Source organism: Solwaraspora sp. WMMD937 (assembly GCF_029581175.1).
In the GTDB taxonomy this organism is placed as follows: Bacteria; Actinomycetota; Actinomycetes; order Mycobacteriales; family Micromonosporaceae; genus Micromonospora_E.
The window spans coordinates 6,531,528-6,550,932 of record NZ_CP120738.1; the positions used below are offsets into that span (position 1 = coordinate 6,531,528).

General features: G+C 71.8%; 14 protein-coding genes and 1 tRNA gene. 7 read left to right on the plus strand and 8 right to left on the minus strand.

The window, feature by feature from the left end:
• Positions 1-7 precede the first annotated feature (7 nt).
• Positions 8-3,337 (minus strand): efflux RND transporter permease subunit, encoded by a 3,330-nt coding sequence (locus O7621_RS28855; protein WP_282234782.1) that lies wholly within the window; start codon positions 3,335-3,337, stop codon positions 8-10.
• Positions 3,338-3,487: 150 nt separating this feature from the next.
• Between O7621_RS28855 and O7621_RS28860 the strand changes: the two genes are divergently transcribed.
• The gene (locus O7621_RS28860) at positions 3,488-4,012 is read left to right on the plus strand and encodes a MarR family transcriptional regulator (RefSeq protein WP_282232116.1); all 525 of its coding nucleotides are present in this window, start codon (positions 3,488-3,490) and stop codon (positions 4,010-4,012) included.
• Here O7621_RS28860 and thrC read toward each other — a convergent pair.
• The 4 genes from thrC to argS form a co-directional block, all read right to left on the minus strand.
• A complete protein-coding gene (thrC, locus tag O7621_RS28865) occupies positions 3,980-5,029 on the minus strand; it encodes a threonine synthase (RefSeq protein ID WP_282232117.1) in 1,050 nt (349 codons plus the stop codon). The genes O7621_RS28860 and thrC overlap by 33 nt on opposite strands.
• Before the next feature lie 41 nt (positions 5,030-5,070).
• The gene (locus O7621_RS28870) at positions 5,071-6,375 is read right to left on the minus strand and encodes a homoserine dehydrogenase (RefSeq protein ID WP_282234783.1); all 1,305 of its coding nucleotides are present in this window, start codon (positions 6,373-6,375) and stop codon (positions 5,071-5,073) included.
• A gap of 65 nt (positions 6,376-6,440) precedes the next feature.
• The gene (lysA, locus tag O7621_RS28875; protein WP_282232118.1) at positions 6,441-7,826 is read right to left on the minus strand and encodes a diaminopimelate decarboxylase; all 1,386 of its coding nucleotides are present in this window, start codon (positions 7,824-7,826) and stop codon (positions 6,441-6,443) included.
• 41 nt (positions 7,827-7,867) lie between these two features.
• The gene (argS, locus tag O7621_RS28880; RefSeq protein ID WP_282232119.1) at positions 7,868-9,532 is read right to left on the minus strand and encodes an arginine--tRNA ligase; all 1,665 of its coding nucleotides are present in this window, start codon (positions 9,530-9,532) and stop codon (positions 7,868-7,870) included.
• A gap of 105 nt (positions 9,533-9,637) precedes the next feature.
• Between argS and O7621_RS28885 the strand changes: the two genes are divergently transcribed.
• From O7621_RS28885 to O7621_RS28905, 5 genes are all read left to right on the plus strand, one after another.
• A complete protein-coding gene (locus tag O7621_RS28885) occupies positions 9,638-10,522 on the plus strand; it encodes a DUF3105 domain-containing protein (RefSeq protein ID WP_282232120.1) in 885 nt (294 codons plus the stop codon).
• A complete protein-coding gene (locus O7621_RS28890; RefSeq protein WP_282232121.1) occupies positions 10,519-11,268 on the plus strand; it encodes a DUF305 domain-containing protein in 750 nt (249 codons plus the stop codon). The genes O7621_RS28885 and O7621_RS28890 overlap by 4 nt, the downstream gene beginning before the upstream one ends.
• Before the next feature lie 219 nt (positions 11,269-11,487).
• Positions 11,488-12,183, plus strand: coding sequence for a winged helix-turn-helix domain-containing protein (locus O7621_RS28895; protein ID WP_348775271.1), 696 nt, complete (start codon positions 11,488-11,490; stop codon positions 12,181-12,183).
• A gap of 113 nt (positions 12,184-12,296) precedes the next feature.
• Positions 12,297-12,368 (plus strand) — tRNA-Arg (locus O7621_RS28900).
• Positions 12,369-12,885: 517 nt separating this feature from the next.
• Positions 12,886-13,929 carry a hypothetical protein gene (locus tag O7621_RS28905; RefSeq protein ID WP_282232123.1) on the plus strand — a complete coding sequence of 348 codons (1,044 nt, stop codon included), beginning with the start codon at positions 12,886-12,888 and terminating at the stop codon, positions 13,927-13,929.
• 77 nt (positions 13,930-14,006) lie between these two features.
• Here O7621_RS28905 and O7621_RS28910 read toward each other — a convergent pair whose 3' ends face one another.
• Genes O7621_RS28910 through O7621_RS28920 form a run of 3 tightly spaced genes read right to left on the minus strand, consistent with a single transcriptional unit; the run spans position 14,007 to position 16,451 of the window.
• A complete protein-coding gene (locus tag O7621_RS28910) occupies positions 14,007-14,471 on the minus strand; it encodes a hypothetical protein (protein WP_282232124.1) in 465 nt (154 codons plus the stop codon).
• A complete protein-coding gene (locus tag O7621_RS28915; protein ID WP_282232125.1) occupies positions 14,446-15,135 on the minus strand; it encodes a sigma-70 family RNA polymerase sigma factor in 690 nt (229 codons plus the stop codon). Before O7621_RS28915 ends, O7621_RS28910 begins: the two co-directional genes overlap by 26 nt.
• Positions 15,132-16,451, minus strand: coding sequence for a S8 family serine peptidase (locus O7621_RS28920; protein WP_282232126.1), 1,320 nt, complete (start codon positions 16,449-16,451; stop codon positions 15,132-15,134). Before O7621_RS28920 ends, O7621_RS28915 begins: the two co-directional genes overlap by 4 nt.
• 190 nt (positions 16,452-16,641) lie before the next feature.
• On the opposite strand from O7621_RS28920, the gene O7621_RS28925 reads away from it, so the two are divergent.
• Positions 16,642-19,317 (plus strand): CHAT domain-containing protein, encoded by a 2,676-nt coding sequence (locus tag O7621_RS28925; RefSeq protein ID WP_282232127.1) that lies wholly within the window; start codon positions 16,642-16,644, stop codon positions 19,315-19,317.
• Positions 19,318-19,405: the final 88 nt, after the last annotated feature.

Genomic DNA, 19,405 nt, shown 5'->3' on the forward strand with positions numbered 1-19,405 from the left:
CGCACGGTCACTTCTCCGTCGGCGGATCCGTCGGCGGCAGCGGCGAGGTGCGGCTCTTCGGCAGTTTCAGCACCTCGAACTGGTCGGTACCGTCGACCAGTGCCGCCGAGGGGCGGGCCGGCGGCGCGGCGACCGGCGACGTACGACTGGCGGGGCCGGCGGTGTCGGAGCCGTTGCGGCCATCCGCCGCGTCGCCGGTGCCTCGTACGGCATCGGTGCCGGTAACGGCTCCTGACGGCCGGTCCGGTGCCGCAGCGACGTCACCCGTGTCGTCGGCCGGGCCGGCCGACCGGCGGGCGGCCCGGCGCTGCCGCAGCCGCTCCTTGGTGCCCTCGACCATGGTGTAGAGCGTCGGCACCAGGACCAGGGTGAGCAGCGTCGAGCTGAACAGGCCGCCGATCACCACGATCGCCAACGGCTGGCCGATGAAGCCGGCCACCCCGGTCAGGCCGAGCGCCATCGGCGTCAACGCGCAGATGGTGGCAATCGCGGTCATCAGGATCGGCCGCAGCCGACGCCGGCCGCCCTCGACCACCGCCTGGGACACGCTCATCCCCTGCTCGCGGTACTGGTTGATCAGGTCCATCAGCACGATCGCGTTGGTCACCACGATGCCGACCAGCATCAACGCGCCGATCAGCGCCGGCACACCCATCGGCGTACCGGTGACGACCAGCAGACCGATCGCGCCGGTCGCCGCGAACGGCACCGACACCAGCAGGATCAGCGGCTGGATCAGGCTGCGGAACGTCGCCACCATGATCACGAAGACGATGGCGATCGCGGCGAGCAGGGCCAGCCCGAGGTCGGCGAACGCCTCCGCCTGGTCGGCGCTGACCCCACCGATGGTGTAAGTGGCGCCGGCCGGCAGCCGCAGCTCCTCGAGCCGATCCTCGAGCTGCGCGCTGGTCCGCCCGACGTTGGAGCCGGTCGCGGTGCCGGTGACAGTGGCACTGCGTTCGCCGTCCACCCGGTTGATCTGCACCGGCCCGCTGACTTCGACGATGTCGGCGAAGGCTGCGAGGGTCGCCGGCCCGACTGGCAACGCCGCCAACTCCTCGGCCGAGGTCACCCGGGCGCTCGGGCTGAGCACCACGTCCAGCCGGTCGCCGTCGATGGTGACCTGTCCCAGCGGGCTGCCGCGGAAGGCTTGGGCGACGAGTTGCCCGAGCGCGGCCTCGTTCAGCCCGGCCTGAGCTGCCGCCGCGCGGTCGATCTGCACCTGCAGCCGGGTCACGTCCTCGGACAGGGTGCTGGTGACGTCGGCGACGTCCGGGGTCCGCGACATCGCGGCCCGGACCCGCTCCGCGGCGGTGGCCAGATCGTCCGGGTCGTTGGCCTGCACGATGACCTGCAGCTGGTTGGCGCTCCCGCCACCGGGCCCGCCGTCGGCCGCCCCGAGCGTGATCTCGCCCAGGCCGTCGCGGCCGGCGAACTCGTCCCGCAACTGCTGCTGCACGGCGATGTTGTCGGTGTCCTCGGTCAGGCTGATCGAGTAGCTCGCCGTGGTGTTGCCGCCGCCACCGGCGAACGGGTTGCTGCTCGCGCCGATCGACACCTGGTAGGACTCGATTCCGTCGGTCCGTGCGAGGACCCGCTCCACCGAGATGGCGGCCCGGTCGACGGCGGCCAGGCTGGTGCCCGCCGGCAACTCCTGCCGCATGCTCAGGGTGTCCTGGCCGGCGTCGTCGATGAAGTTGGTCTCCAGCCGGGTGCTCAGCGCGAACGTGCCGAGCAGTACCGCCAGCCCGATGCCGACGGTGGCCCACCGCCGGGTGGTGGCGAACCGGATCACCGGCAGGTAGCCGCGCTGCAACGGGTTGCGCAGCTCCTTGGCTTCGGCCTCCTGCCGGACCTGCTCCAGGTCGGTGCCGGCGGCGGCCGGCTTGAGGAACCAGTAGGCGAGCACCGGGATGATGGTGAGCGAGACCAGCAGCGAAGCGAGCAGCGCGACGGTCACCGTGATGGCGAACGGCGCGAACAGCTGGCCGACGAACCCGCCGACGATCGCGATCGGGGCGAAGACGGCGACGGTCGCCAGGGTGGACGAGGTGACCGCACCGGCCACCTCCCGGACCCCGGTCAGGATCGCGGTACGCCGGTCCTCGCCGTACTCCAGATGTCGTTTGATGTTCTCCAGCACCACGATCGAGTCGTCCACCACGCGGCCGACCGAGATGGTCAGCGCGCCGAGGGTGAGCAGGTTGAGCGAGTACTCGCCGATCCACAGGGCGATCAGCGCAATCAGCACCGACAGCGGGATGGAGACCGCGGTGACCACGGTGGACCGTACCGACAGCAGGAAGATCAGGATGACCAGCACCGCCATCACCAGGCCGAGCATGCCTTCGGTGGTGAGCGCCTCGATCGAGCGTTCCACGAACGGCGCCTGGTCGAACACCACGATCAGCTCGGTGTCGGCGGCCGCGCCAAGCTCGTCGAGCCGGTCCCGGATCTCGTGCGAGATGCCGACCGCGTCGCCGTCGGGGCCGGCGGTCACCGCGATCCCGAGGCTGTCCGCGCCGTTGGTTCTGGTGATCGAGGTGGCGGGAGCGGTCTGCTCGCTGATCTCGGCGACGTCGCCGAGCCGCACCGACGGCCGGCCGGACGCGGTGAGGTAGATCCCGGCGAGGTCGCTCAGTGAATCGATCCTGGTGCCGACCTGGACGGTCAGGCTCTCGTCGCCGTCGGTGAGGGAGCCGGCCGGGATGGTGACGCCGTTGACCCGCAGGGCGTTGCCGATCGCGCTCGGGTCGAGACCGGCGGAGGCCAGCGCGGCGTAGTCGGGGGTGATCGAGACGATCTGTTCACCGGCGCCGGTGACGTCGACGGCGCGTACCCCATCGATTGCTTCCAGCTCGGGCAGCACGACCTCGTCCAGACGTCCGGCGAGCCCCGGTCCACCGGCGCCGGTGGCGGCGAGCACCACAGCCGGCAGGTCATCGGTGCTGCCGGCAAAGACGGCCGGTTCCACACCGTCGGGCAGCTGAATCCGGTTGATCGAGGTCTCCAGCTCGTTCACGGCGCTGGTCAGGTCGGTGCCGAAGGCGAACTCGACCTGCACGGTGGCGAAGCTCTCGCTGGAGGTGGAGGTGACGCTCTCGAGGTCGGCGACGCCCGAGATGGCGTTCTCGATGGGCTCGGTCACCTGCGATTCGACGATCTCCGGTGCCGCGCCGGGGTAGACCGCGCTGACGAAGGCGGCCGGGAACTCCAACGAAGGCAGAAGTTGCTGTTTGAGCGTCGGGATGGTGACGGCGCCGAAGATCGTGATCACGACCGCGACGAGCGCCACGAGCCCTCGGTTGGCGAGGCTGAGTCTGGCGAGCAACGACATGTGCGGGCTCACTCCTGGAAGAGTCCGGCGGCGGAACGACGGGAATTGTTCGGCCAAGGCTAACAGTTAGCGTCACGCGAAGTTGTTGGGATATCGTCTGCGCACGGCGGGCGGCCGGCCCACCACCGTGCCGGACCAGAGGGAGCGCAGGTGGCCCAGCGGGACGAACTGATCGACCAGATCACGGCGACCAGCCGCCGGCTGCAGGTCCTGTTCGCCTCCGACCGTTCCGACCCGCTGTTCGACTCACACCTCACCGTGCCGCAGCTGAAGATACTGCTCCTGCTGTACCTGCGTGGCAGCGCCTCGGGACAGGAGCTCAGCCAGGTGCTCGGGGTACGGATGGCCACGGTCAGCGGAATCGTGGACCGACTCGCGGCGCACCGGCTGGTCGGCCGCCGGGAGGACCCCGGGGACCGGCGGGTCCGCCGGATCGAGCTGACCGACGACGGGCGGCAGCTGATGGACCGGATCGTCACCGCCGGCACCGACCGCCAGGCCCGGCTGTTGGCCCGGCTGGACACCGACGAGCTGCGTACCGTTGCCGTCGCGACCCGGCTGCTGGTCGACGCCGCGGAAGCGGACCTGGCCGAAACCGACACGGCTCAGGTCGAGCCGCGTCACACCCGACCGGCGCCGTCCTCAGGCCAGGTCGAGAGCACGGGCCGCGAGTAGCGGATCATTGCCGATGGTGGTCGGTGCCGGAGCGGTGGAGATCGCCCACTCCGGGTCCTTCAGACCGTGCCCGGTGACCGTGCAGACCACGGTGGCACCGGCCGGTACCTTGCCGGCGGCGGCGGCCTGCAGCAGCCCGGCGACGCTGGCCGCGCTGGCCAGCTCGACGAAGACCCCGACCTCCCGGGCCAGCAGCCGGTACGCCGCCAGGATGTCCCGGTCGGTGACCGCGTCGATCAGACCCCCCGAGGCGTCCCGGGCGTCGAGCGCCTTGGTCCAGCTCGCCGGGTTGCCGATCCGGATCGCGGTGGCGATCGTCGACGGCTGGCGGACCACCTCGCCAGAGACGATCGGGGCGGCACCCGACGCCTGGAAGCCGTACATCTTCGGGACGCGGGTGGCGTTGCCGGCCTCGACGTCCTCCAGGTAACCCATCCAGTAGGCGCTGATGTTGCCGGCGTTGCCGACCGGAAGGCAGTGGATGTCCGGGGCGTCGCCGAGCCCGGCGACGATCTCGAACGCGGCGGTCTTCTGCCCGTGCAGCCGGAAGATGTTCACCGAGTTGACCAGCGCCACCGGGTAGTCCTGGGCCAGCTTGGCCGCCATCGACAGGCAGTCGTCGAAGTTGCCGTCGACCTGCAGCAGGCGGGCCCCGTGCACCAGCGCCTGGGCGAGCTTGCCGAGCGCGATCTTGCCCTGCGGCACGAGCACCGCGCAGGTCAGGCCGGCGCGGGCGGCGTACGCGGCGGCCGACGCGCTGGTGTTGCCGGTCGAGGCGCAGATGATCGCCTTGTTGCCCTCCTCGACCGCCTTGGAGACCGCCATCGTCATGCCCCGGTCCTTGAACGACCCGGTCGGATTGGCCCCCTCGACCTTGAGGTAGACGTCGGCACCGACCCGGGCGGAGAGCACCGGCGCCGGCAGCAGCGGCGTGTTGCCCTCGTAGAGGGTGACCACCGGCGTGGCGTCGGTGACCGGCAACCGGTCCCGGTACGCCTCGATCAGGCCCCGCCACATGACAACCTCCTCGGTTCGCGCCGGCACAGCGTACCGGGCGGCTACTGGCCGCCCTCGACCCGCAGCACGCTGGCGATGGAACGGACGACGTCCAGGCCGCGCAGCTCCTCGACGGTGGCCGCGAGGGCGGCGTCCGGCGCCCGGTGGGTGACGATCACCAGGCTGGCGTCGTTGTCCCGGCCGGACTGGCGCACGGTGGCGATGGACACGTCGTGCCGGGCGAACACCCCGGCGACGGCGGCCAGCACCCCGGCCCGGTCGGCCACGTCGAGGCTGATGTGGTAGCGGGTGACCGCCTCCCCCATCGGCCGGATCGGCAGGTCGGCGTAGGCGGACTCGCTGGCCGTGTGCACCCCGGCGAGCCGGTTGCGGGCCACCGCGACGATGTCGCCGAGCACCGCGCTGGCGGTCGGCGCCCCACCGGCGCCCCGGCCGTAGAACATCAACTGCCCGGCCGCGACCGCCTCGACGAAGACCGCGTTGAACGCGTCGCCGACGCTGGCCAGCGGATGGCTACGTGGGATCATCGCCGGGTGCACCCGGACGCTGACCGACTCGGCGCCGTCGGCGCCCGGGCCCCGGTCGGCTATGCAGAGCAGCTTGATGGTGCAGCCCATCGCCTTGGCGCTGGCCATGTCGGCGGCGCTGACCTCGGTGATCCCCTCGCGGTGCACGTCGTCGGCGCCGACCCGGGTGTGGAAGGCCAGCGAGGCCAGGATGGCGGCCTTGGCCGCGGCGTCGAACCCCTCCACGTCGGCGGTCGGGTCGGCCTCGGCGTACCCGAGGGCGGTCGCCTCCTCCAACGCCTCGGTGAACCCGGCCCCGGTGGCGTCCATCGCGGAGAGGATGAAGTTGGTGGTGCCGTTGACGATGCCGGTGACCCGGGTGATCGAGTCGCCGTGCAGCGAATCGCGCAGCGGGCGCAGCAGCGGGATGGCGCCGGCCACCGACGCCTCGTAGAACAGGTCGGCACCGCCCTCGGCGGCGGCGTCGTGCAGGGTGCCGCCGTCCTCGGCGAGCAGCGCCTTGTTGGCGGTGACCGCGCTCTTGCCGCTGCGCAGCGCCTCGACCAGCCAGGTCCGGGCCGGTTCGATGCCGCCGACCACCTCGACCACCACGTCGACGTCGTCCCGTTTGACCAGGCCCAACGCGTCGGTGGTGAACAGCGCCGGGTCGACCGGCAGGTCACCCCGGGCCCGGTTGGGCCGGCGGACCGCGATCCCGGCGATCTCGATCGGCGCCCCGACCCGGGCGGCGAGGTCGGCAGCCTGCTCGTGCAGCAGCCGCACCACCTCGGAGCCCACCGTGCCGCAGCCCAGCAACGCCAGCCGTACCGGCTTACCCATGCTCACCCCATACCTCGCGACCGCGCGCCGCACGCGCTATCCACGTCGTCCCGCCGCCTGCGGCGCTATCCCACGTCCAGTGCCAGCAGATCGGCCTCGGTCTCCCGACGGACGATCACCCGGGCCGCTCCGTCGCGGACCGCGATAACCGGCGGCCGGGGCACATGGTTGTAGTTGCTCGCCATGCTCCGGCAGTACGCCCCCGTGCCCGGCACCGCGAGAAGATCTCCCGGCTGCACGTCGGCGGGCAGGAATTCATCCTTCACCACGATGTCCCCGGACTCACAATGCTTTCCCACGACGCGGGCGAGGATCGGAGCCGCAGTCGACGCCCGGGAGGCGACCGTCGCCGAGTAGGAGGCGTCGTAGAGGGCGGTACGGATGTTGTCGCTCATCCCGCCGTCGACGCTGACGTAGCTCCGGATGCCGTCGACGTCCTTGACGGTGCCGACCTGGTAGAGGGTGAACACCGCCGGGCCGATGATCGCCCGGCCCGGCTCGACCGACAGGTGCGGCACGGCGAGCCGCAACGCCTCACACTCACTGTCGACGATCTTGTTCATCCGCTTGGCCAGCTCGTGGGCCGGCGCCGGGTCGTCCTGGGTGGTGTAGGCGATGCCGAATCCGCCGCCGAGATCCAGCTCGGGCAGCTCGACGCCGCGCGCGTCGCGAATCTGCGCCTGCAGCGCCAGCACCCGCCGGGCGGACACCTCGAAGCCGCCGGTGTCGAAGATCTGCGAACCGATGTGCGAGTGCAGCCCGCGCAGCTCCAGCACACCCTCGTCGAGGATCCGGGCGGCCGCCTCGAACGCTGCGCCGCCGGCCAGCGAGAAGCCGAACTTCTGGTCCTCGTGGGCGGTGGCGATGAACTCGTGGGTGTGCGCCTCGACCCCGACGGTGACCCGGACCAGCACCTTCGGCCGGACCTGCCGCTCCCGGCCAAGCGCGGTCAGCCGGTCGATCTCGTCGAACGAGTCGACGATGATCCGGCCCACCCCGGCGTCGAGGGCCCGGGTCAGCTCGGGGACGCTCTTGTTGTTGCCGTGCAGGCCGATCCGCTCCGGCGGCATCCCGGCCGACAGCGCGACGGCCAGCTCACCGCCGGTGCAGACGTCCAGGTGCAGGCCCTCCTCGGCGATGATGCGCACCACCGCCCGGCACAGGAACGCCTTGCCGGCGTAGTAGACGTCCTGGCCGGCGAAGGCGGCCCGGAAGTCGCGGCAGCGGGCCCGCAGGTCGTCCTCGTCGAGCAGGTACGCCGGGGTGCCGTACTCGGCGGCCAGCTCCCGCACGTCCCGGCCGCCGACGGTGATCGACCCGGTGTCCGTCCGGGTCACCGTCCGCGGCCACAGCTGCGGCAGCAGGGTGTTGACGTCATCCGGGGTACGCAGCCAGCCCGGCCCCCGGCTGCCGAGGTCACCGTGCAGGGCCCCGGCCTCGTGTGCGCGCACGGCGCTACCGTCCTTCGTCGCTCATGGGTCGTGTCAGCCATTCACATCCGCTCGGGCGCCGAGACGCCGAGCAGGTCCAGGCCGTTGGCGATCACCGTACGGGTGGCGTCGTTGAGCCACAGCCGGGCCCGGTGCCGGTCGGTGATCTCCTCGTCGCCGAGCGGCATGATCCGGCACTTGTCGTAGAACCGGTGGTACGCCCCGGCCAGCTCCTCAAGGTAGCGGGCGATCCGGTGCGGCTCGCGCAGCTCAGCGGCAGAGGCGACCACGGCGGGGAACTCGCCGAGCGCCTTGAGCAGCTCGTTCTCCTTCTCATGGTCGAGCAGCTCGGGCCGGAAGTCGTCCGGTGCGCCCCGGGTCAGCCCCACCTCGGTGGCGTTGCGGGCCACGCTGGCCGTCCGGGCGGCCACGTACTGCACGTAGAAGACCGGGTTGTCGTTCTTGGCCCGGGTCCACCGCTCCACGTCGATGTCGATCGGCGAGTCGGACGAGTAGCGGGCCAGGGCGTACCGGGCTGCGTCGACGCCGATCGCCTCGACCAGGTCCTCCAGGGTGACCACGGTGCCGGCCCGCTTGGACATCCGCACCGGCGTCCCCTCGCGCACCAGGTTCACCATCTGCCCGATCAGGATCTCCAGAGTCTGATCCGGGTCGTCGCCGAAGCAGGCGGCCATCGCCCGCAGCCGGCCGATGTAGCCGTGGTGGTCGGCACCGAGCATGATCACGACCTGGTCGAAGCCGCGCTCCCGCTTGTCCAGGTAGTAGGCGCAGTCGGCGGCGAAGTAGGTCCACTCGCCGTTGGACTTGCGCAGCACCCGGTCCTTGTCGTCGCCGAAGTCGGTACTACGTAGCCAGGTCGCGCCGTCGCGCTGGTAGGTGCGCCCCTGCTCGCCCAGCCGGGTCAACGCCAGCTCCAGCTCGCCCCGGGCGTGCAGGTCCTTCTCATTGAAGTACGTGTCGAAGTGCACCCCGAAACCGGCCAGCGAAGCCTTGATCTCGTCGAACATCAACGCCACGCCCTCGACCCGGAACAGCTCCCGGGCGGCGTCGTCGTCGAGTTCGCGGACCTCGGGGTGCTTGGCGGCCACGGCACCGGCGATGTCGGCGATGTACGCCCCGCCGTACCCGTCCTCGGGCGCCGCCTCGCCCCGCGCGGCGGCCAGCAACGACTTGGCGAACCGGTCGATCTGGGAGCCGGCGTCGTTGAAGTAGTACTCGGTGCCGACGTCGGCCCCGCTGGCCCGCAGGATCCGGGCGAGAGCGTCGCCCACGGCGGCCCAGCGGGTGCCACCGAGGTGCACCGGGCCGGTCGGGTTGGCCGAGACAAACTCCAGGTTGAGCCGGCGGCCGGCCAGACGGGTGCTGTGGCCGTACTCCCGGCCGGCCAGGACCACGGTGCGGGCCAGCGCACCGGCGGCGGCCGAGTCGAGTCGGATGTTCAGGAAGCCCGGCCCGGCGATCTCCACCGAGGCGATCCCGTCGGCCTCGCTGAGCGCGGCGGCCAGCGCGGCGGCCAGCTCACGTGGGGCGGTGCCGACTCGCTTCGCCAGTTGCAACGCCAGGTTCGAGGCGTAGTCGCCGTGGTCGGGGTTGCGCGGACGCTCGACGGTGACCACGTCGGGGAGTAAAGATAGATCGATGTCACGGTCGACGAAGACCGACCGGGCCGCGGCGCGGACGAGCTCAGCGAGATTGGCGGGAGTCACCAAAGCATGTTACCGGGGGTAGACTCGTGGCCTTGGCGGCGACCCTCACCTGCTGTGTCCCCGCTGAATGCCCCTTGACCGACCGACCTGACGAGGCACCACACCATGAGCATCAGCACCCAGGGTGGCGACAACCGCAACCCCTCCGTGGTCAGCACCGGCAAGCCGGCGGCCGGCGGCAAGCCCCGGACCGACGACAAGGCCGCGGGCAAGCCGGCGAAGGGCAAATCGGCGAGCAGCCGGGGCGGTGGTGCCACGGCCGCCCGGACCGCCGGCGGCAAGACCAGCGGCAAGGCCGGCAAGGGCGGCCGCAAGCCGGTCAAACCGGTCAAGGTCACCCAGGAGCGCAACTGGGGTCCGATCGCGCTGATGGTCGGCGTCGGCGTGCTGGCCACCGCGATCATCGGGTACGGGGCGTACGCCGTATCCCAGGAGGCCCGGTCATGGCAGGACCGCGCCTCGGACATCACCGACCTGATCAACTACCGGGAGTCCAACCCGGCGGCGCTGGACCCGATGGCCGGCAAGCAGTCGCACGAGTGGGGCCCGCTGGAGTACGAGATCCAGCCGCCGGTCGGCAGCAGCCACAACCCGAACTGGCAGAACTGCATGGGTGACGTCTACGACGCGCCGATCGCCAGTGAGCACGCCGTGCACAGCATGGAGCACGGCGCGGTCTGGCTCACCTACCAGGAGGGCCTGCCCGCCGACCAGGTCGAGACGCTGGCCAGCAAGATCCGGGGCAACGAATTCACCTTGATGAGCCCGTTCGAGGGCCTGGAGTCGGCGGTCTCGCTGCAGGCGTGGGGCTACCAGTTGGCCGTCGACGACGTCAACGACCCACGGATCGACGAGTTCATCCGGGCGTTGCGGCAGAACGCCACCGTCGAGCCGGGCGCCACCTGCTCGGGTGGGATCACCGCCACCGGCACCACCCCGCGTGACATCGGCGCCCAGGAGCAGCAGATGGACGGCGGCGCCGGGTCGTGACCACCAGGACGGAGACGGACGCGATGGCCGACACCGGGCGGGGGCCCGTCGACGGGCCGGCGACGCAGGACCGGCCGGCCGACCCGGCCGGCGGGGAACCGACCGATCCACCGCCGCCCGGCGGCGATGCGGCCGCAACCAGCCGTCGTGGCCGGTTCGGCACCGCGTGGCTGGCTGCGGCCGTCGTGGTCGGTCTCCTGCTCGGGTACGCCGCCGGCCTGCTCACCCCCGGTCTGCTGCGTCCCGGCGACACCTCGCCGGAGGCCGGGTTCACCCGGGACATGTCGACCCACCACGCGCAGGCCGTGGAGATGTCGATGATCGTGCTGGAGCGCAGCGAGAACCCGGCGGTGCGAACCCTCGCCAGCGACATCGCGCTGACCCAGCAGGGCCAGATCGGCATGATGCAGACCTGGCTACGCGAGTGGGGCCTGGAGCCGACCGGCACCCAGCCCCGGATGGACTGGATGGAGACCACCGGCGAGTGGGCGGTGGTCGACGGTCTGATGCCGGGGATGGCCACCGACGCGCAGCGCGCCGAACTGAGGGCGGCGACCGGCGCCGAGGTGGACCGGCTGTACCTGTCGCTGATGCTCACCCACCACCTGGGCGGCATCCACATGGCCGACGGTGTGCTCGAGCTCTCCGACGACGAGGACGTGCGCTGGCTGGCCGAGTCGATGGTGAGCGGCCAGCAGAAGGAGATTGAGCTGATCCGTACCCTGCAGTCCCAGGTCGGCGGCTGACACCGCACCGCCCGACGGCGGCCCCTACGCCTGCCGGCTTCACCCGCCCGTCCCGGCCTTCGCCGGGGCGGGCGGCGTCGTACCTGCTCGCCTCCCGGTGCACCCGGTCGGGTATGTCTACCTATACCACGACTTCGCACACTTTGACGGACTCTACCGTCTCAGACGTTTTCTAGGCACATATCGCTACCGTCCTGATACAGCCTCGTTGGTCCTGACGTGGGGGCACTTCTTAGCGATACTCGGAGATCGATCACGAGCTGGTGCCGACGGCATACGCTCGGCGGTGACGGCGCGGTGGCGGCCCGCCGTCGCGGATCACCCACCGGTGACGCTGGCGGGCTGACACCGGAGCAGGAACTCGACCTGATCGACCTGTTGCGGGGCCGATGGCCGGAGGACCACGCGCTGGACGACGAGCTGTGGAGCCGGCGTACCGTCGCGACGCTGATCGAGCGGCGGTTCGGGCTGACGCTGAGCCCGACTGACGTCGGCCACTACCTGGACGCCTGGGGGCTGGCACCCCGGCGGCCGGAGGAACGCGCCTGCGGACTCTGCGTCGATGCGGTCAACGAGTGGGCCGAGCGGGTCTACCCGACGGTGCTGCGCGCGGCCCGGGAGCACCGGACGGACCTGTGGTGGCTCGGGCGGACCCGGCTGCACGGCACCACCCCGGCCGCCGACGTGCTGTCGGCCGCCTCGGTACGCGGCCAGACCCGGTTCATGATCCTGACCCCGTCGATAGATCCGCCACTGCCGCGCGAGTTCCTGCTGCGGCTGTGCGGACCGGACCGGCGCGGGGCGCATCTCGTGGTGGATGGCTCCTGGGCCAGCTCCGAACTGCCCCGCCGGTTGCCCCGGAGCATCGTCACGCACCTGCTGCCCAGCTGCGCCCGCCCGGCCCGGTCGGCCTGAGCAACTCCGGCGTCGCGGCCGGCGACCGGACCACCGCGCCGGCCGGGACCGGACACGGCGGATACCGATTCGGCGACCCGGTGCTGGGTTTGCTAATCTTCCTGGGTCGCTGAGCCCCCGTAGCTCAGGGGATAGAGCACCGCCCTCCGGAGGCGGGAGCGCAGGTTCGAATCCTGCCGGGGGCACACTTGCTAAAGAACCTTTGACCTGCACGATGAAGGCCGCTGACCAGGGCAAGCCCAGTCAGCGGCCTTCATCGTCTGTTCCACTGTGTCCGGCCCCCACCGGCCCGTGGCGAGCAGCTGTGCCGAATGCCGCGCCGTATCCCGCCAGCACGCGCCCAGCCCTGCCGTGGTGGTCGCCCCGTCGAGTGCGCCGCAGCAGATCCAGAGCCTGTTCGCCAGCCGCTGCGTCGATGTGCGCGGACCCGATACGCGGGACGGCGCCCCCGTTGCAGCTGTGGGACTGCCTCAACGCACCCCGGCAGCAGTGGCGCCTGTTCTGATGAGAACCAGCTGACCAGCTCTCCGAAGAACCCAGAACTCGACACCGGACGCCAGACGCCGCAATTTTCGCCATCTGCCGATCCCACCACCCCACCAAAGGTATTTCTGTCCATCGATCTCTCTCGGTAGAGGTATCCGCCCCGCGCGACCGTGACCGTCACGGTCTGCCTCTCACACCCCTACCTCGGGAGGAACCTTGTCCACGCGACTGACGCAACGCGTACGTCGATCAACGCTCGCCCTGGTAACCGCTGCCGCCGTAGCACTGCTGCTGCCGGTCAGCTCGGCCACGGCGGCGGCGCTGGACCGCTCGACCGGCAGCGGTGCAACCGCCGCACCCGTCGACGTCTTCATGAAGGACCATCCGTCGGACGTCGGGATTCAGCCGCACGGCCTGAACCCGATCTGGGCGAGCCCCGACATCAAGGTCTGCCCCACCGCCGTCGAGTGCTCGACCAGCCAGAACCCGATCGTCGGGCAGACCAACTACATCTTCATCAAGCTGCGCAACCCCGGACCGTACGGTTCCGGCGGCATGGAGCAGGGTGAGATCCACGTCTACCGGACCACGCCGGGTGGCGGCGCGACCTGGCCCACCCACTGGACCGAGATCGGCTGGATGTCGGTGCCGGTCTACGCCGGTGTCACCACCGTCACCATCCCCTGGAACGGTGTCCCCGGTCCGGGACACTTCTGTCTGCTCGCCCGCTGGGTCTCCCCTAACGACCCGATGACCATCGAAGGTCCGAGCATCAGCGTGAACACCCGGCAGAACAACAACATCGCGTGGCGCAACGTCGACTCGGTGGCGCTGTCGGCCAACGGGCAGACCGAGGTCCGGCCGTTCGCGATCGGCAACGCACTGGCCCAGCCGACCCGCAACAGCGTGGTCTTCAGCGCGGAAGGTGCACCACTGCAGGCCGCTGGCGGGCGGCTCGTGGTGGATCTCGGGCCGACGTTGTTCGCCCGCTGGGTCGAGGGCGGCATGGCCGGTAAGGGCATCCGGGAGGCGGGCCGTAACCGGGTCGAGATCGTCGAACCGGGCCAGGCCAGTCTGGACAACCTGATGCTCCGGGGCAACGAGCGGCTGACCATGCGACTGCTGTTCACCGCCACCAACCCGGTCGATAAGCCGATCGCCGTACTGGTGACGCAGTTCGGCCCGGACGTCGACGGCTCCGACCGGGCCGACCTGGGTGGTGTGCGCTACGACGTGACCGTCAGCAAGCAGGACCGTTAGCCACCTCGCAGGGCAGGGACGGAGGTGGCGTCCGGGACCCGTGACCTCCGTCCCGACAAGGTTCCGGATCTGCTGGCTCAGCGAAGACTGACCCAGCAGGTCCGGACCTTGTACGTCGCGGTGCTGGCCCGCAGCTGCACCGGGCCGGTCGGCGGTACGCCCATCGAAAAGAACCCGGCCTCGTCCACTGGCACGTCCTCGTACTGCCCGGCGGCGGACCGGGCGCTGAGTCGTCCCGGCGCGGCCGGAGAGAGCTGCCCCACCACCCCGCTACCGGTGACCTCGACGGCGAGGACCACCGGGCCGGACCGGAAGGTCAGGGTCCGGTCGGTACCGCCGGACCGGGTCGACCCGACCGGCTCCAGGTCACAAGCCGAGTCGAAGATCAGCTCGGCGACCGCCAGCTCGGCGTCGACGGTCCGCCAGCTGAACGCGGCCAGTGCCGCGGCCAGGAAGTGCTCCGGCACCGGTCCGGAGTCGCGCAGGGCGGCACCCAGCTCGATCAGCAGCTCGTCGTCACTGTTTGGTGGCCACTGCCGCATCACGTTCACCTCCGTTCCCCTGCTGCTCTCCGAGCGGGCCGATCCTGACGTACGGGGCGAGGGCTGGGCAGTTGCGCAGCTTCGCCAAGCATCGGGCCTGGGTCGGGCCGACACTTCCAGTGGGCATGCCGAGTCGCTCGCCGATCTCACGGTAGCTGGCCGGCGGGTCGGCGACGAGTAGCGTGAGTAGTTCCCGGCAGCGCGGCGGCAACTCGGCGAGCGCGTCGCGCAGCGCCTGGCACCGCTCGTCCCGGAGCAGATCCTCGTCAGGGGTCGTCGGGTCGACCAGCCGGAAGACACCGACATGCGCGTCGGTCGACTCGTCGTACGGGTCGAACGGCTGCGTACGCCGGCCGAGCCGCAGCATTCGGTGACACTCCCGTCGGGTGGTGGTCACCAGCCACGCGGGCAGAGCGTGTGCCTCACGCAGCCGGCCGAGGTGCTCGACCAGCCGCAACCAGACGGTCTGGTTGACGTCAGCGGCGTCGGCGTGGTCGAGCCCGTGGCTGCGGATCACCGCCGCTACCAGCGGGCCGTACCGGTGGACCAGTGCAGCCCAGGCGGTCTCGTCGCCGTCGGCGGCAGCGGAAACCAGGTCGGGAACGGTAGCCGGCGGTGGGTCGGTAGCCGGCGCTGGGTCGGGGACGGCGTCGGGGCTGCTCATTCGACCAGCACGCCGTAGTCGGGGTGCCAGGCCGGACCGGCGGTCAGCACCGCCGCGGCGGCCGCCGCGTCCAGCCCGGTGCCGGTCATCAGGGCGGCGAGCCGACCGGACACGTGGCCGGTGGCGAAGGAGGTGCCGGCCCACGCGGCGAAGCCGTCGAAGTGCAGCACCGGCTGGCCGGGCAGGACCATCTCCCCGTCGACGTACGTGCTGGTGCGGTCGCCGTACGCGCTGGCGTCCACCCACGAGCCGTAGTTGCTGTAGTCGGCCGGCACCGGGACGCCGTCGGTCGCGTCGAGGGCGGCGACGGCCAGCACCCCGGGCAGCGCCGCCGGCCAGGACTGGCGGCTGGTGCCGGCGTTTCCGGCGGCGGCGACCACCTTCGTCGTCTTGGGCAGCGCGGCGAGGGCGTTGGCCAGCGGCAACGGCGGCTGGTCGTGCTGCGTGAAGTAGCCGAGGGAGAGGTTGATGACCGACACCTGCTGGCCGAGCCGGCCGATCGCGGCGATCAGGCTCTCCTCGTCGCCGATGCCGTTGGCGTCCAGTGCGGACTCCGGGTCGACCCGTACGCCGGGGGCGGCCTGCCGTACGACACCGGCGACGAAGGTGCCGTGCCCGCCCTGCAGAGCCAGTTGGGTGCCGCCGAGGTACAGCGGGTCCTCATCGTCGGTCTCCGGCAGGTAGCTGCCGCCGAGCCAGTCCGGGTGCACGTCGCCGGCCAGCCGCCAGATGCCGGTGTCGCAGACACCGACCGTGACGTCGGCCCCTTCACCGAGCCGGGCCGGGTCCGGCGGTGGCAGCGCGGCCGCCAACCGTGGTGGCCCGCCGGGGTTGCCCATGATGTTGCCGAAGCCGAGCAGGACGTGGTGCGGCTGCACCTGCGGGGCCCGCCCGCCGGGCCACTGGCGCGGGTCGCGGAGCTTGTCGACCACGGCCGGGATGTCGGTCTCCCGGTCGAAGCGCAGCCGGCCGACCTGGGCGAACCCGTCGTCCTCGGTGACCTGGTGGCCGTCGGCGCGCAGCCGGGCCGTCACCCGCTCGACGTCGGCCGGGGCGACCAGTAGTTGCCGGGGGCGGTAGAGGAACTCCTTGCCGGCTGCCGCGGTGTACCGCCGTACCGCCGGGTGGGCGGCCAGGGTCTCCAGGAACGCGCGTTGATAGCTCTGGTCGAGGGACCGGTCGGCGGGTCCTGGCGCGCCGGCCTGGCCGGTCAGGTGCGGCCAGCTGGTCGCCGGACCTAGGGGCAGCAGCGCGGCGGCCAGCGCGGACCACCCCATCAGCTGCCGGCGGGAGATCTGCCCGGGGAGACCCGGCACGGGGTGACGGTGGTCGGACGACACCTGACCCTCCAAGCGGGTGGGAGACGGGGCCGGCACCACGAGGGCGACCACAGAAGGTTACGGGACCGACACGATTATTTCAAAGGATAGTTATGTGTCAATTAAATGACTGGCGTCCGGGCGCCGCCGTTGACCCGGGGTGCACGGGTGGGGAATTCTCTCTCTCGTGACCGAACGCACCGATTCCGGTGTCGACCTGGCACAGCGGGCCCTGGACACCGTCCAGCGCTACCCACACGAGGCCATCTCGATCGCCCACCGGGTGCTTGCCGACGCGCCGGACGCCCGCACCCGGTCCACTGCGGAACGCGCCATCGGCCTGGCGTTACGCGAGCTCAACGACCTGACCGGCGCGACACGCCACCTGCGCCGGGCGGTGCGGGCTGGGGACGACGCCCGGCTTCGGGCACTGGCCCGGATGAGCCTCGGCTACGTCCTGGCCAGCGCCGGCCGGACCACCGCCGCGCTGCGGGTCGTCACCCTGGCCCTGCCGCAGCTGACCGGCGCCGACGCCGGCCGGGCCCGGATGCAGCGCGGCGTGGTGCTGCACTACCGGGGCCGGTTCGACGAGGCGGTCCGCGACTACGACCAAGCGGTGGAGATCGCCCGCCGCGAGGGCGACCTGCTGCTGGAGGCGCGCGCCCGCAACAACCGAGGACTGCTCAACGCACACCTGAACGCCCACCTCGATGCCGACACCGACGACGATCTGAACCGCGCCGCGGCCATCTTCAGTCAGCTCGGGCTGGACCTGGCCGCCGCCGACGCCCGGTGGAACAGCGGCATCGCCACCGGACAACGCGGCGACGTGGCCGGCGCGCTGCACTGCTTCGCCGAGGTCGACAACGAGTACCGCCGGCTCGCGGTGCCCCGCCCCGCGCTGCTGCTGGACCGCTTCGAGCTGCTGCTGTCCGTACCGCTGATCGACGAGGCGGTCGCGGTGGCCGGGACCGCCGTGACCGAGCTGCGCCGGCTCGGGATGGCCTCGGACCTGGCCGAGGCGCTGCTCGCCCAGGCGCGGGCTGCCCTGCTCGCCGGCGACCTGGCCACTGCGGCCGACACTGCCGGGGCGGCGCGTAGCCGGTTCCGACGACAGGGCCGGCGGGCCTGGGCAATCCTCGCCCGGCACGTCGAGCTGCGGGCCGGGTACGCCCGGGGCACTCGGTCCCCCGCGCTGCTCGCCGCGATGATCCGTACCGCCGACCAGCTCGACGCCACCGGCTGGCCCGGACCCGCCCTGACCAGCAGGATCGAGGCCGCCCGGCTGGCCACCACGCTGGGCCGGCACAGCCGGGCGGTCGAACTGCTGGAGGTCGCCGCTGACGCCCGGCGGCGGGGCACCGCACCCCGCCGCGCCCAGGGGTGGTACGCCCTGGCGTTGCGCCACCGGCTGGCCGGCGACGAGGCCGGGGCGGCCCGTGCGCTACGCCACGGACTGGCCGTACTCGACGGGCACCGCGCCTCGCTCGGCGCGACCGAGCTGCGGGCCAACAGCGGGACGTACGGTAAGGAGCTGGCCGCCGAAGGCCTGGACATCGCCATCCAGCGGGGCGCACCGGCGCAGGTGTTCGCCTGGGCGGAACGGTGGCGGGCCAACGCGCTACGGATGCGGCGGGTCTCACCGCCGCCGGATCCGGACCTGGCCACCGCGCTGACCGAGCTGCGGATGGTCAGCGCCGCACTCGAGGACGCGTTGTTGGCCGGCAACCCGGTGCAGACGCTACGCGGCAGTCAGGCCCGGCTGGAGCAGCGGATCCGGGAGCTGGCCCGAGGGGTCAACGGTGGCGGCGAACTGCTCGCGCCGCCCGGGGTCGCCGACCTCGCCGGTGCGCTCGGTGCCGCCGTACTGCTGGAACTGGTGGCGCACGGCGAGCGGCTGCTCGCGGTGCTGGTCCGCGACGGCCGGCCGACGCTGCACGATCTCGGGTCACTGACCGACACGGTACGGGTGGCCCGGCTGCACCGGTTCGGTCTACGTCGGCTGGTCACCACCGGCGACAGTGCCGACGCCCAGGCCGGGGTACGGCACACGGCCGGCGCGTTGGACCGGCAGCTGTTCGATCCGGTACGCGGCCTGATCGCCGACCGACCGCTGGTGATCGTGCCGATCGGCGAACTACACGCCGTACCGTGGTCGGGTCTGCCGACCTGTGCGGGCCGGGCGGTGACGGTGGCCCCGTCGGCGACAGCGTGGCTGCGGGCCACCGGCCGACGCACCGGCGGGGCGGACCCGCAGCAGGCCGGCGGACCGGCGGCCGGGGTGCAGCGGGCCGGCGGACCAGCGGTACTGGTGGCCGGGCCGCGACTACCGGCTGCCGAGACCGAGGTACGGCAGCTCGGTGCGGTGCTGCCCGGCTCCCGCGTGCTCACCAGGGCCGCCGCCACCGCCGACGCGGTAACCGGGGCGCTCAACGGCGCTGGGCTGGCGCACATCGCCGCGCACGGGCGCTTCCGGGCGGACAACCCGCTGTTCTCTACGCTGGAGCTGGCTGACGGACCGTTGACCGCGTACGAACTGGAGCGGATCATCAGTCCGCCCGGTTGCGTGGTGTTGTCGGCCTGTGATTCCGGGCTGGCCGGGATCCGCCCCGGCGACGAGGTGATGGGCTTCACTGCGGTGCTGCTGGCGCTGGGCGCCCGCTGTCTGATCGCGACGGTGCTGCCGGTGCCGGGCGAGCTGACCACCGCGCTGATGCTGGAGTTGCACCGCGAGATGCTGGCCGGGCATGCTCCGGCGGTGGCGCTGGCCCGGGCACAGCGGGCGTTCGCCGCGGACCCGGACGGTGCGGTCGGGGCCCGGCATGCGACGGCCGCCGCGTTCGTCTGCTTCGGCGCCGGTTGAGCCCAGGTGCCGTCGGCCGCTCCGCCGTTGGCGTTGTCGAGGGGCCGCAGAATTCGCCTGCCACCGTACCGGACCTCCGGTTAGCTGA